This is a genomic window from Serratia sp. HRI, assembly GCF_010119335.3.
GTDB classification, from domain to species: Bacteria; Pseudomonadota; Gammaproteobacteria; order Enterobacterales; family Enterobacteriaceae; genus Serratia; species Serratia nevei.
This window is the reverse complement of sequence record NZ_CP083690.1, coordinates 4,126,471-4,139,609: the sequence shown is the minus strand read 5'-3', so window position 1 is coordinate 4,139,609 and position 13,139 is coordinate 4,126,471. Positions and strand designations below refer to the sequence as shown.

Below are 13,139 nucleotides of genomic sequence, written 5' to 3'. Positions count from 1 at the left end.
CAAAATGGCAAGTAAGATAGTCTATTATTGCCAGCGCGGGATACGCAGGGTAATGACCAGCCCCTCTTTATCGCCGTTGCGCGCCTCAACCTGGCCGCCGTGCGCCAGCACCACCTTGCGGGTGATCGCCAGCCCCAGGCCGTAACCCTTGCCCGACAGCGCCGACTTCACGCGCACGAACGGATCGAAGATGCTCGACAGCTTCGCCTCCTCGACTCCCGGCCCCTGATCGCTGACCGCGATCTGGAACTGGTTATCGACGCGCGTCAGCGCCACCGTCACCCGTTGGCCGTGGCTGGAAAAGCGCAGCGCATTGCGCACGATGTTGTCCACCGCTCGCCGCATCAGCTCCGCATTGCCCTTGACGGTGTACTCCACGTCCGACTCGGCCTGCAGCACGATATCCACGCCGGGCACCTGCGCCTCGTAGCGTGCATCGCTCACCACCGCATCCACCAGGCCGTACAGATCGAAATACTCCTCGTCCGGCAGGCTGCTGTGTTCGGCGCGCGACAGCGCCAGCAGCTCGCCGATCATCTTATCCAGCCGCCCCGACTCGTGTTCGATGCGCTTAAGCGAGGTTTCGACGTTGCCGGCATTCTGTCGCGCCAGGCCGATTGCCAGCTGCAGGCGCGCCAGCGGCGAACGCAGCTCGTGCGAAACGTCGTGCAACAGCTGCTCGCGGGCGCTGACCAGCAGCTCCAGCCGCTCGGCCATGGTGTCGAAATCGCGCGCCACGTCGGACAGCTCGTCATGACGGCGGCGCATTTTCGGGAACAGCCGCACCGACAGATCGCCCTGCGCCACCCGATCCAGGCCGCCGCGCAGCTGACGCATCGGCCGGGTCAGGTTCCAGGCCAGCACGGCGCTGAACAGCAAACCGCCCAGCCCGCCGACCCACAGCATCGGCGCAGGAATGTTGAAGAAATGGGAACGCCGCTCCGGCCGATACTCTTCCCGCAGCCCGCGCACGTTATAACTCAGCCAGTATCCCTGCCCTTCCCCGGTTTGCACCCAGGCAGAGATTTCCTTCGGCATCCGCCGCCCTTCAAATACCGGTTCTTCCGGCGCGGGCGGCGGCGGTTGGGTCATCGGCGTCACCGACAGCAAACGCCTGTCGTCCTCGGGCCAATCGCGCATCAGGGCTTCCAGCGCTGGCATGCCGCCGCTGCGCAACTGGGTAGCCGCCGAGGTCAGCTGCAGGCCGATGACCCGCCGCGCCATGGCGTTTTCCGGCGGCACATAGCGATCGCCATACAAAGAAAACGCCACCCACAGGGCCTGCGTCATGATGAGGAAGGTCAGCCAAAAGCCGAGCAAGATTTTCCAGAACAGTCTTCCGCGCATGTCAGGTTACCGAATGCGATAGCCGATGCTGCGCACCGTCTCGATGCTCAGCGTATTGCCGGCCAGCGCGCTCAGCTTCTGGCGGATATTGCTGATATGCACGTCCACGCTGCGATCATAGGCCTCGCGCGGTCGCCCCAGCCCCTTCTCGGACAATTCATCCTTCGACACCACGCGATCCGGCGAGCGCAACAACAGCTCCAGCAGATTGAATTCCGAAGCCGTCAGATCAAACGCCTTACCGCGCCATTCGCTGCTGCGGGTTGAAGGGTTCAGCGTCAGCTCGCCGAAGCTGATGGCGGCTTCGTCGTCCGCCTCCTGCGGCCGCTCTTCGAAACGGCGCAACACCGCGCGCAGACGCGCCACCAATTCGCGCGGGTAGCAAGGTTTGGGCATGTAATCGTCGGCGCCCATCTCCAGGCCAATCACCCGATCGATGTTGTCGCCTTTGGCGGTCAGCATGATGATCGGCAGCCGGCTCTTCTTACGCACGTCGCGCAGCACGTCGATGCCGCTCATGTCCGGCAGCATGATATCGAGGATCATCGCGGTATAGTCGCCCGACAGCGCACCCTCTACCCCCGCCTTGCCGGTCAGCACCAGCGTGGCGTCGAAGCCTTCGCCCGTCAGGTATTCGCTCAGCATGGTGCCAAGCTCCAGGTCATCGTCGACCAGTAAAATTTTCATGCCTTGCTCCTTCACCGATTTTCGTTATTTTCCCGCCAATTCCGCCGGCCCGCAGCCGGTTTTACTCAATCCTTACACATCGCGGTTCGCGTCACGCCATCGTTATTGTGGCTGCTGTCGCGCGATTTCTCTACTTCTGTCAGGGTATTGGCGTGCAGACAGGCGCCGGCCACCGCGCAGGCGGGCCGGCTATGCCGTCGGTCAAAAGGGAAGTGAGAGGGGTTTTCCCGGCGGAACGCGCCGCCGGGAGGACACATTCAGTCGAACACGCCGGTAGAGAGGTAACGGTCACCGCGATCGCAGACGATCGCCACCACGACGCTGCCCGGGTGGGCCGCCGCCACGCGCAGGGCGCCGGCCACCGCGCCGCCGGAGCTGACGCCGCAGAAGATGCCTTCACGCTGCGCCAGCTGGCGCATGGTCTGCTCGGCATCGCGCTGCTCGATATCCAGCACCTGATCCACCAGCTCAGGGCGGAAAATGCCCGGCAGGTAAGCGGGCGCCCAACGGCGAATGCCGGGGATGCTGCTGCCTTCTGCCGGCTGCAGGCCGATAATCTGCACCTGCGGATTCTGGCTCTTCAGGTAACCGCCCACGCCGGTAATGGTACCGGTGGTGCCCATGCTGGAAACGAAGTGCGTGATGCGTCCTTCGGTCTGGCGCCAAATCTCCGGGCCGGTGGTGGTGAAGTGGGCGTAGGGATTGTCGAGATTGTTGAACTGATCCAGCACCTTGCCCTGCCCCTGACGCTGCATCTCCAGCGCCAGATCGCGCGCCCCTTCCATCCCCTGCTCACGGCTGACCAGGATCAGCTCGGCGCCGTACGCGCGCATCGCCGCCTGCCGCTCCAGGCTCATGTTCTCCGGCATCAACAGCTTCAGCGTATAGCCTTTGAGCGCGGCGATCATCGCCAGCGCAATGCCGGTATTGCCGCTGGTGGCCTCGATCAGCACGTCGCCGGGCTTGATCTCGCCGCGCAGCTCCGCCTGCTGGATCATCGCCAACGCAGCGCGATCCTTCACCGATCCCGCCGGGTTATTACCTTCCAGTTTGACCCATACCTCGCTGCCCGCCTGGGCGGCCAGCCGTTGCAGTTGTACCAGCGGGGTGTTCCCGATGCATTGTTCGAGCGTTGTCACGATCTTTGCCTGTGTTGGTGTGCGTAAAGTAAAAAGGCAACCCGCGGGTTGCCTTGAAGAAAAGGGCAGCTAAAACCTATCAGGCACTTTTGGCTAACGCAACAGGTTGCAGCAGTTGATCGCCGGCATACAGCCGCGCATTGAGGCTGCCGACGTAATAACGGCCGCCGCGTACCGGGGTTGGATTGCCTTCCGGCAACACCACGCCGATCGGTTCCTGATGCCAGCCGATCGGCTGCACCGTCAGCTGCCAGAAGTGGCCACGCGGGCTGACTTCCAGCACCTGCACCGGCAGCGGGCAACGCTCGCTGCTTTCGGTCGCCACTTCCATTTCCCACGGGCGCAGAAACAGATCGACGCTGCCCTGGTGCATCGGCTGGAACGACAGCGGCCACTGGTGCGCGCCGACGAACAGCTGGGAGCCGCGAATTTCGCCGTTCAGGCGGTTCACTTCCCCCATGAACTCCAGCACGAAGCGGCTGGCCGGTTCGCGCATAATCTCTTCCGGCGACCCGACCTGTTCGATATTGCCCTGGCTCATCACCACGATGCGGTCGGCCACTTCCATCGCCTCTTCCTGATCGTGGGTGACGAACACGCTGGTGAATTTCAGCTCTTCGTGCAGCTGACGCAGCCAGCGGCGCAGCTCTTTGCGCACCTGCGCATCCAGCGCGCCGAACGGTTCGTCCAGCAGCAGAATTTGCGGTTCCACCGCCAGGGCGCGCGCCAACGCCACGCGCTGTTTCTGGCCGCCGGACAGCTGAGACGGATAGCGGTTGGCCAGATGGCCCAGCTGTACCATTTCCAGCAGCTGGGTGACTTTCTGTTTGATCGCCGCGGCGTTCGGCCGCTCGCGGCGCGGCAGCACGGTCAGGCCGAAGGCGATGTTGTCGAACACCGTCATGTGGCGGAACAGCGCATAGTGCTGAAACACGAAGCCCACGCGCCTGTCGCGCGCGTGCATGTGGCTGACGTCGGTGCCGTGGAAGCCCAGCTTGCCGCCGCTCTGGCTTTCCAGCCCGGCAATGATGCGCAGCAGCGTGGTCTTGCCGGAACCGGACGGCCCGAGCAGCGCCACCATCTCGCCGGAAGCAATATCGAGCGAGATATCGTTCAATACCTTGGTGCGACCGAAGGACTTGTTGATGCCGTTAATCTCAATGCTCATGATTTTCCTCCCGCTCGAGACGCGCGTTTTGACGTTCCAGACGCCACTGCAGCGCGCTCTTCAAAAATAGGGTAACGATCGCCATCAGGGTCAACAGGGCGGCGGCGGTAAAGGCGCCGACGGTGTTGTAATCCTGCTGCAACAGCTCGACCTGCAGCGGCAGGCTGTAGGTTTCGCCGCGAATCGAACCGGACACCACCGACACCGCGCCGAACTCGCCGATGGCGCGCGCGTTGGTCAGCACCACGCCGTACAGCAGCGCCCAGCGAATGTTGGGCAGCGTCACGCGGCGGAACATTTGCCAGCCGGACGCCCCCAGCAGAATGGCGGCCTCGTCTTCCTGGCTGCCCTGGCTGAGCATCATCGGCACCAGCTCGCGCACCACGAAGGGGCAGGTGACGAAAATGGTCACCAGCACCATGCCCGGCCAGGAGAACATGATCTGGATGTTATGCGCATCCAGCCAGCCGCCCAGCAAGCCGTTGCTGCCGTAAAACAGCAGGTAAATCAGCCCCGCCACCACCGGTGAAACGGCGAACGGGATATCGATCAGCGTCAGCAGCAGCTGGCGGCCGGGGAAGGTGAAGCGCGTCACCAGCCACGCCAGCAACGTGCCGAACACCAGGTTGAACGGCACGGTGATCAGCGCGATCAAGACCGTCAGCCAAATGGCGTGCAGCATGTCTGGATCGAGCAAGTTGCTCCACATCGCGCCGAACCCTTTGGAAAAGGCCTCGGCGAAAATCGACATCATCGGCACCACCAGCAGCAGCACCGAGAACAGCGCGCCGATGGCGATCAGCGTCCACTTGCCCCAGTTGACGCGCGGGCGCTCGGCGCCGTTGAAGGCGGAAACATCGGCCATCAGAGCCCTCCTCCCAAACGTCTGCCGAAGCGGCTTTGCAATACGTTAATGCTGAACAGCAGCAGCAGCGACGCCGCCAGGATCACCGAGGCGATGGCGCTGGCCGCCGGGTAATCAAACTCCTGCAAACGCACGAAAATCATCAGCGAGGTCACTTCCGTCTTCCAGGCGATGTTGCCGGCGATGAAAATCACCGCGCCGAACTCGCCCAGGCTGCGGGTAAAGGAGATGGCGGTGCCGGCCAGCAATGCCGGTGCCACCTCGGGCAACACCACGCGGCGGAAACTCTGCCAGCGCGTAGCGCCCAGCGTCTCGGCAGCCTCTTCGTATTCCGGCCCCAGCTCTTCCAGAACCGGCTGCACGGTGCGCACCACAAACGGCAGGCTGGTGAACGCCATCGCTACCGCGATCCCAAGCCAGGTAAAGGTGACCTTGATATCGAAGTGCGCCAGCCACTGACCGTACCAGCCGGTGGTGGAAAACAGGCCGGCCAGCGTCAGGCCGGCCACCGCGGTCGGCAGCGCGAACGGCAGATCGATCAGGCCGTCCAGCAGCGAACGGCCGGGAAAACGGTAGCGCGTCAGGATCCAGGCCATCAGCATGCCGAACACCGCGTTAAACAGGCTGGCGACGCCGGCCGCCAGCAGCGTCACTTTATACGCCGCCACCACCTGCGGGTTGGAAATCACTTCCCAGTATTGCGCCAGGCTCATCTGTGCCAGCTGCATCACCAGCGCGGTGAGCGGCAACAGCAGGATCAAACAGGTATAAAACAGGCTGCTGCCGAGGCTGAGGCCAAATCCGGGCAGCACCCGCTTACTGGACGACAACGCCAACATTTACTTGCGCCCTGCCGCTAACAGCTGATCCAACTCGCCGCCGGTGGCGAAGTGGGTTTTCATCACCTGCGGCCAGCCGCCGAACTGGTCTTCCACCCGGAACAGTTGGGTGTCCGGGAATTGCCCCTTCGCCGTCGCCATCGCTTTCTGGTCATACACGCGGTAGTAGAAGCTGGTGATCACCTGCTGCGCCGCCGGGCTGTAGAGATAGTTCAGATAGGCTTTGGCCGCCTGTTCGGTACCGTTGCGCTCGACGTTTTTGTCGACCCAGGCCACCGGGAACTCCGCCAGAATATCGACCGGCGGTACGATCACTTCGTATTTGTCTTCACCGTATTGCTTGCGAATGTTGTTCACTTCGGATTCGAAGCTGATCAGCACGTCGCCCAAGCCGCGCTCAACGAAGGTGGTGGTCGCGCCGCGACCGCCGGTATCGAACACCAGCACGTTTTTCAGGAAGCGAGTCATGAAGGCGCGGGTCTTGGCCGGATCGTTGCCGTCGGCCTGATTGGCGGCGCCCCAGGCGGCCAGATAGGTGTAACGGCCGTTACCGGAGGTTTTCGGGTTCGGGAACACCAGCTTCACGTCGTCGCGCACCAGATCGTTCCAGGTGTGGATGCCCTTCGGGTTGTCCTTGCGCACCAGAAACGCCATGGTGGAGTAGAACGGCGAACTGTTGTTCGGCAGGCGCGCCTGCCAGTCCGCCGGGATCAGCTGCCCGCGATCGTGCAGGATCTGCACGTCGGTGACCTGGTTGTACGTCACCACGTCGGCGCGCAGGCCCTGCAGGATCGCCAGCGCCTGCTTGGAGGAACCGGCGTGCGATTGTTTGATGGTCAGCTTGTCGTTCGGATGCTGTTGATTCCACTGCTGTTCAAAGCCGGGATTCAGCGCGACGAACAATTCACGGGAAACGTCATAAGAGCTGTTCAGCAATTCCGCCGCCGACGCGGCGCCGCTCGCCAACAGCGCAGCCGCCAGCCAACCTTTCAGCACGAGATTTTTAACCCGGTTTTGTTTCATTCTGCACCTTATCACTGAGTCATTCCTTCAGGCTTTCGCCTTATTGACGACCAGTGTATTTATAACTCGGTGCGGAGCTGTAACGCTTTTATATACCGTTTAGTGATTTACAAGCATCAAACGCTATAAGGCAGGGAATGCGAGGCGTTTTCGGGACGGGAAACGGGCCGAAGCCGGGCGCGCCGGCTTCGGCAACGGCGTCAAAGTGACAGCAGGCGCGTCAGCGATGGCGCAAAGTAGTAGCTGCCGGTAACCGCACGGCTGAAACGCAGCATCGCGTCGCGTTTGCCGTCCAGATCGCCGAACATGCTCAGCAGCTGCTGCTCGATATTGTGCAGGCGTGCGCAATAGGCGATGAAGAACAGACCATGCTTGCCGCTGGCGGTGCCATAAGGCAGGCTCTGGCGCAGAATTTTCAGGCCTTTGCCGTTCTCTTTCAGATCGACGCGGCTGACGTGCGAGGTATCCGGGCGCTGATCGGCCGGCAGCTCTTCGCTGTCGCGCTTGGTGCGACCGATGATCTGCTCCTGCTGTTCGGTGGTAAAGCGCTGCCACTGGCGCAGGTTGTGCTCATAGCGCTGCACCAGCACGTAGCTGCCGCCTGCATCTTCTTCGCCTTCGGCAATCGTCGCCACTGCCGGGCGCTGCTCGCCCTGCGGGTTTTCGGTACCGTCGATGAAACCGCTCAGATCGCGCTCTTCCACCCAGCGGAAACCGTGGGTTTCTTCTTCAATCTTGATGGCGTTGCCGAACGCCGCCAGTGCCGCCTGCGCCAGCGTGAAGTTGACGTCGTGACGCAGCGACTGAATGTGGATCAGCATATCGCGCTGGGTGGCCGGTGCCAGCCCTTTGCCGAGCGGCGTGAACGGCTTCAGCTCTTTCGCACCCTGGCCGTTGGAAAGATCGTGCCAAACGTCATAGCCGAAAGCGATCACCGCGCCGAGACGCGCATCGGGAAACTGCTGCTGCAGCTCGCTCAGCGTCTGACAAAACTGTTTGCAGCCCTGGCGCAAGTCGGCGAATTCGCCCTGTACGGTGGCTTCCATAAAAATGGCGAAACGGCAGTGCTCCAGCAGAATGCCGCTCTGAACCTGTGTCATGTTGTTATCCTCAATACCAGAATCCGGCAACAGGTAAGGTATGGCGGTTGACGCGCGGGTTCCCTGTTACAAACGCGCGCTATCATACCGCAAGCACGGGCGATTGCCTTGCAGCAGCGCAAAGAAAATAGGGGTAATGGCTTGAAAAGGCAGGCGCCGTGAACCGGCGCCCGTTGAACATATTACTGCTGCGGCTTGGCGTGCCAGATGATTTTGCTGACCGTCCAGCTTTTCAGGGTGTCGTCCGGCGGGATGATGTCCTGCGCCCCGGCCCACTTGCCGCTAAAGATATAGGTAACGTACTTGCTCTGTTCCGCCACGCACTCCACTTTGCCGGCGTCTTCGCCGCTGCCCGGTTTACAGGAGCCGAACGCTTTGCTGTACATATCGCCGAACGGCGTGCCGAGCTTGTTGCCCCACTCCGTTGCCACTTTCTGATCCATTACGTCTACCCGCTGCACGTGCCCTTTCGGCTCGCCGGTGATCACCAGCTTCACTTCGTCGCCGGACAGCGCCTGGTAATAAGAGACGATCTGGCCGTTGCTGGTCGCCATGCCGCCGCGCAGGCGGTAGTTGCCGTCCAACCCGTCGTTGATGGCGCTTTCCGACATCGGCGTGCCGGCGTTGAGCTTGCCGACGCCCTTGGCGCCGACCTCCAGGCTGCTGCCGAACCAGTTGAACGGCGACAGGCTGGACCAGGAGAAATTGGACATGCTCGAACAACCGGTCAGTAACAGCGGAAGCCCTAACAACAGGGGGCGAATATTCATCTCTAGCTCCTTAAACATCAATGGCACGGGGCGGTAACCCGCCGCTGCCGCACTCGGCGTTTTGCTGCGTGCCAGCCTCTCACAACGGCCCGCACTACGCCAACGGTTGCCAGCTTGGAGTGCGGAAAATGCGAAAAGTGCCGCACTTCTCGGCAATTAGTCGGCGTGCTCCGCCGGCGCAAAACAGGCTTTCAGGCGCGCATTCAACAGCAGATAGCTCAGCGCCAGCGCATCGAGCAGCACCAACGCCAGCTCCAACCCCGGCGCATCGCCGTCCTGGCGCCACAGGCTGAACAGCGAGCCACCGAACGACGCCAGCACGGAGATAACCAGCCCCCAGCGCCAGCCGCTCCACAGCCGCGGCCATTGGTGGCGACGGCCGCTCAGCAAAAACGCCAGCGCCGCCGGCAGGCCGAGCAGCATGCCGTACCAAAAGCGTTGGGTATCCGGATAAAACAGCGCCAGCAAGCTTTCGCCCTGCTCACGCGAAGCGCCGGCCATCACGAACAGCAGCCAGGTGCGCGCCTGCAGTATCAGCACGGCCCAAAATCCCAGCGGCAGCCGCAGCGCGCCGTGCTGGTCGTAATCGTCCGGGGAAAAACGGGGTGAGAATGGCTTCAACGATCGTTCCTTGCCAACAGAATAAAGACTATGGCTACAGATGGGCGCCGGCGGCGTGAATTTCAATGCGTCGGCTTAAGAAGCTCTTAAGATCGGCGTGTTTTAATCCTTATCACTGAGCAAGCAACCCGATATCAGCGGGATGTGATTTTCGATAACGATAAGGAAGCGCAACATGAAAAAACTGACTCTGGCCGCTCTGATCGCGCTGTGCAGCGCACCGGTACTGGCGCAACAAGGCGGGTTCCTCGATCCGGCCGCGCCGCAGGCCCAAACGCAAACCACCGCACAAGGCGGTTTCTCCGGCCCCAGCGCGGCGCTGACCACCGTGGACAAGGTGAAATCGATGAGCGACGACACCTGGGTGATGCTGCAGGGCAACATCGAGCAGCGCATCGGCGACGAAACCTATACCTTCCGCGACGCCACCGGCACCCTGACGGTCGATATCGATCGCAAACGCTGGAACGGCCAAACCGTTACGCCAAAAGACAAGGTGCAGTTGGAAGGCAAAGTGGATAAAGACTGGAACAGCGTCGAAGTGGACGTGAAAACCGTCAAAAAGCTGCCGTAATGCACTGCGGCGGGCGGTGCAACGCCGCCGCCCGCCGCTCGTTCAATATTCCTGATCTTCGATCAGCCGCTTGCCCAGGCTGGTGATGCCCTGGATCTCGTAGCCGAGCTTCTCGTACATTTCGACCACCGTGTCGTTGTCTTCGCGCACCATAATCTGGATCTTCGGGCAGCCGCGGGCGATCAACTTCTTCTCCAGACGATTGATCAACGCATTGGCGATGCCGCGCCCGCGATAGTCGGGATGCACCCCGAGGTAATACGCCGAGCCGCGGTGGCCGTCATAACCGCCCATCACCGAACCGACCACTTCGCCGCCGACTTCCGCCACCAGGAACAGCTCCGGATCGTGGTTCAGCTTGCGCTCGATGTCCATTTCCGGATCGTTCCAGGGCCGCAGCAGATCGCAGCGCTCCCACAGGGTAATGACCTCTTCAAAGTCGTCTTGTCGAAATACGCGAATTTCCATCGATGTTGGCCGCTGTTAATTAAGGTGTTTGTTTGATTATCGCGTGATTATTCACTTACGCAATATCAAACTGCGATTTACCGCGCTATTTGCCCAGAAATCGCCGGTAACAGGCGTAATAAATGGAAATAGTTATCGGGTCGATTAATGATTATCAATACGATATAACGTCGCAAAATAGAAACGTCGATGGAGCGTTGCGTAATGAAAAAGCAGGGTAAACAATTCCTCAATTTTAAGCCGCTTGCCGTTTCCCCGACGCGACGCCAACTTTTGCTTTCCGGCCTGGCGGTGGCGCTGTTCGGCGTGAAAAACCGCAGCGCCAGGGCGGAAGGCCTGCTGCGCAATCAGCACAGCAAACCGGCGGCGAAACCGGCCGGCGGCAAAAAGCTGGTGATGATCGATCCCGGCCACGGCGGCATCGACTCCGGCGCGGTCGGCCACGAAGGCTCGCAGGAAAAACACATCGTGCTGGAAATCGCCAACCACGTGCGCCGTTTTCTGCATGAGCACGACCACGTCGAGGCGCGCCTGACGCGCGAAGAAGACGAGTTCATTCCGCTGTTCCAACGGGTGGAGATCGCCCACCAGCATCAGGCTGACCTGTTCATTTCGATTCACGCCGACGGCTTTACCAGCCCATCGGCCTCCGGCGCTTCGGTGTTCGCCCTCTCCAACCGCGGCGCCAGCAGCGCCATGGCGCGCTACCTGTCCAACCGTGAAAACGCCGCCGACGACGTGGCGGGCGGCAAGTACAAGGATCAGGACAACTACCTGCAGCAGGTGCTGTTCGATCTGGTGCAAACCGACACCATCAACAACAGCCTGACGCTCGGCCGCCACGTGCTCGGCCAAATTCGCCCGGTACACCACCTGCACAGCGACAGCACCGAACAGGCGGCGTTCGCGGTGTTAAAATCCCCGTCCATTCCCTCGGTGCTGGTGGAAACCTCGTTCATCACCAACCCAAACGAAGAGCGGCTGCTGGGCACCACCGCGTTTCGCGAGAAAATAGCCCGCGCCATCGCGGATGGCATCGTCAACTTCTTCGACTACTTCGACGCCCACCAGCGCAAACCCCGCTGATGCCGCGCGCGGCGAATAAGAGTATACTCAGCGCCTTGTTCAGCCAGACGCTATAAAGACCCCGCATGAGTTTACCTAACATCGCTGAAGTAAAATCCTTCCTGCTGGCGCTGCAGGATCATATCTGCGCGCAGCTCGCCCAGGCCGACGGCGGTGCCGTGTTCACCGAAGACCAATGGACGCGTGAAGAAGGCGGCGGTGGCCGCAGCCGCGTGCTGACCAACGGCGCGGTGTTTGAACAGGCGGGGGTCAACTTCTCGCACGTCTCCGGCGCCACCCTGCCGGCCTCGGCCACCGCGCACCGTCCGGAACTGGCCGGGCGCAGCTTCCAGGCGATGGGCGTCTCGTTGGTTATCCATCCGTTCAGCCCTTACGTGCCCACCAGCCACGCCAACGTGCGTTTCTTCATCGCCGAAAAACCGGGCGAAGCGCCGGTGTGGTGGTTCGGCGGCGGCTTTGATCTGACGCCGTTCTACGGCTTCGAAGAGGATGCCGTGCACTGGCACCGCACCGCGGCCGATCTGTGTGCGCCGTTCGGCGACGAGGTCTACCCGAAATACAAGCAATGGTGCGACGATTACTTCTTCATTAAGCATCGCAACGAAGCACGCGGCATCGGCGGCCTGTTCTACGACGATCTGAACACCCCGGACTTCGGCCACTGCTTCGCCTTCACCCGCGCGGTGGGCCAGGGCTTCCTCGACGCCTATCTGCCGATCGTCGAAAAACGCAAGGCCTTGACCTGGGGCGAGCGCGAGCGCCAGTTCCAGCTGTATCGCCGCGGCCGCTACGTGGAATTCAACCTGGTGTGGGATCGCGGCACGCTGTTCGGGCTGCAAACCGGCGGGCGCACCGAGTCCATCCTGATGTCGATGCCGCCGCTGGTGCGTTGGGAATATAATTACCAGCCGGACGCCGACAGCCCGGAAGCGGCGCTGGCGCGCGATTTCCTGCCGGTGCGCGACTGGCTGCAGGAGCCGAAATGATGCAGATTTGGGTCGATGCGGACGCCTGTCCGAACGTGATCAAGGAAGTGCTGTTCCGCGCCGCCGATCGCACCGCCATCACCGTGACGCTGGTGGCGAATCAGCCATTGCGCACGCCGCCGTCTAAGTACATTCGTTCATTGCAAGTCGCGGCCGGCTTCGACGTGGCCGACAACGAGATCGTGCGCCGCTGCGAAGCAGGCGATCTGGTGATCACCGCCGATATCCCGCTGGCGGCAGAGGTGATAGAGAAAGGCGCGGTGGCGCTGAACCCGCGCGGCGAACGCTATACGCCGGACACCATCCGCGAGCGCCTCAACATGCGCGATTTTATGGATACCCTGCGCGCCAGCGGCATCCAGACCGGCGGCCCGAACGCGCTGAACCAGCGCGACCGCCAGCAGTTCGCCAACGAGCTGGACAAATGGCTGCTGCAGGCGAAACGGGCGCTGTGATGAACTGCGCC

At 61.8% G+C, this 13,139-nt stretch carries 15 protein-coding genes; 4 read left to right on the top strand and 11 right to left on the bottom strand.

What is annotated here, in order from left to right; all coding sequences use genetic code 11:
* Positions 1–24: 24 nt before the first annotated feature.
* The 10 genes from GF111_RS19805 to GF111_RS19760 form a co-directional block, all read right to left on the bottom strand.
* The gene (locus tag GF111_RS19805; protein ID WP_055317355.1) at positions 25–1,347 is read right to left on the bottom strand and encodes an ATP-binding protein; all 1,323 of its coding nucleotides are present in this window, start codon (positions 1,345–1,347) and stop codon (positions 25–27) included.
* Between the two features lie 6 nt (positions 1,348–1,353).
* Positions 1,354–2,034 carry a response regulator transcription factor gene (locus GF111_RS19800; protein ID WP_147190553.1) on the bottom strand — a complete coding sequence of 227 codons (681 nt, stop codon included), beginning with the start codon at positions 2,032–2,034 and terminating at the stop codon, positions 1,354–1,356.
* Positions 2,035–2,291: 257 nt separating this feature from the next.
* Complete coding sequence (gene cysM / locus GF111_RS19795; RefSeq protein ID WP_033638551.1) at positions 2,292–3,173, bottom strand: cysteine synthase CysM; 882 nt, start codon at positions 3,171–3,173, stop codon at positions 2,292–2,294.
* Positions 3,174–3,252: 79 nt separating this feature from the next.
* Entirely contained in the window at positions 3,253–4,341 is a 1,089-nt protein-coding gene (cysA, locus tag GF111_RS19790) for a sulfate/thiosulfate ABC transporter ATP-binding protein CysA (protein WP_038881293.1), read from the bottom strand.
* Positions 4,331–5,206: a sulfate/thiosulfate ABC transporter permease CysW gene (gene cysW / locus GF111_RS19785; protein WP_038881290.1), complete on the bottom strand. Its 876-nt coding sequence runs from the start codon at positions 5,204–5,206 to the stop codon at positions 4,331–4,333. Before cysW ends, cysA begins: the two co-directional genes overlap by 11 nt.
* Complete coding sequence (gene cysT, locus GF111_RS19780; protein WP_117287396.1) at positions 5,206–6,045, bottom strand: sulfate/thiosulfate ABC transporter permease CysT; 840 nt, start codon at positions 6,043–6,045, stop codon at positions 5,206–5,208. Before cysT ends, cysW begins: the two co-directional genes overlap by 1 nt.
* Positions 6,046–7,068, bottom strand: coding sequence for a sulfate ABC transporter substrate-binding protein (locus tag GF111_RS19775; protein WP_038881284.1), 1,023 nt, complete (start codon positions 7,066–7,068; stop codon positions 6,046–6,048). It abuts the gene before it with no gap.
* A gap of 200 nt (positions 7,069–7,268) precedes the next feature.
* Positions 7,269–8,168 (bottom strand): Dyp-type peroxidase, encoded by a 900-nt coding sequence (locus tag GF111_RS19770; RefSeq protein WP_038881282.1) that lies wholly within the window; start codon positions 8,166–8,168, stop codon positions 7,269–7,271.
* A gap of 182 nt (positions 8,169–8,350) precedes the next feature.
* Positions 8,351–8,938 carry an RpoE-regulated lipoprotein gene (locus GF111_RS19765; RefSeq protein ID WP_038881279.1) on the bottom strand — a complete coding sequence of 196 codons (588 nt, stop codon included), beginning with the start codon at positions 8,936–8,938 and terminating at the stop codon, positions 8,351–8,353.
* A gap of 156 nt (positions 8,939–9,094) precedes the next feature.
* Positions 9,095–9,559, bottom strand: coding sequence for a DUF2919 domain-containing protein (locus GF111_RS19760; RefSeq protein WP_038881274.1), 465 nt, complete (start codon positions 9,557–9,559; stop codon positions 9,095–9,097).
* A gap of 175 nt (positions 9,560–9,734) precedes the next feature.
* Between GF111_RS19760 and GF111_RS19755 the strand changes: the two genes are divergently transcribed.
* Positions 9,735–10,133, top strand: coding sequence for a YgiW/YdeI family stress tolerance OB fold protein (locus GF111_RS19755; RefSeq protein ID WP_038881272.1), 399 nt, complete (start codon positions 9,735–9,737; stop codon positions 10,131–10,133).
* Between the two features lie 42 nt (positions 10,134–10,175).
* Here GF111_RS19755 and GF111_RS19750 read toward each other — a convergent pair whose 3' ends face one another.
* A complete protein-coding gene (locus tag GF111_RS19750; protein WP_004936504.1) occupies positions 10,176–10,601 on the bottom strand; it encodes a GNAT family acetyltransferase in 426 nt (141 codons plus the stop codon).
* Positions 10,602–10,805: 204 nt separating this feature from the next.
* On the opposite strand from GF111_RS19750, the gene amiA reads away from it, so the two are divergent.
* The 3 genes from amiA to GF111_RS19735 all read left to right on the top strand — a co-directional run bounded on the left by amiA (position 10,806) and on the right by GF111_RS19735 (position 13,128).
* Positions 10,806–11,687, top strand: a complete 882-nt coding sequence (amiA, locus tag GF111_RS19745) for an N-acetylmuramoyl-L-alanine amidase AmiA (protein ID WP_047730137.1) — start codon at positions 10,806–10,808, stop codon at positions 11,685–11,687.
* Positions 11,688–11,752: 65 nt separating this feature from the next.
* The gene (gene hemF, locus GF111_RS19740) at positions 11,753–12,673 is read left to right on the top strand and encodes an oxygen-dependent coproporphyrinogen oxidase (RefSeq protein WP_147190551.1); all 921 of its coding nucleotides are present in this window, start codon (positions 11,753–11,755) and stop codon (positions 12,671–12,673) included.
* Positions 12,673–13,128: a YaiI/YqxD family protein gene (locus tag GF111_RS19735; RefSeq protein ID WP_038881320.1), complete on the top strand. Its 456-nt coding sequence runs from the start codon at positions 12,673–12,675 to the stop codon at positions 13,126–13,128. Before hemF ends, GF111_RS19735 begins: the two co-directional genes overlap by 1 nt.
* Positions 13,129–13,139: the final 11 nt, after the last annotated feature.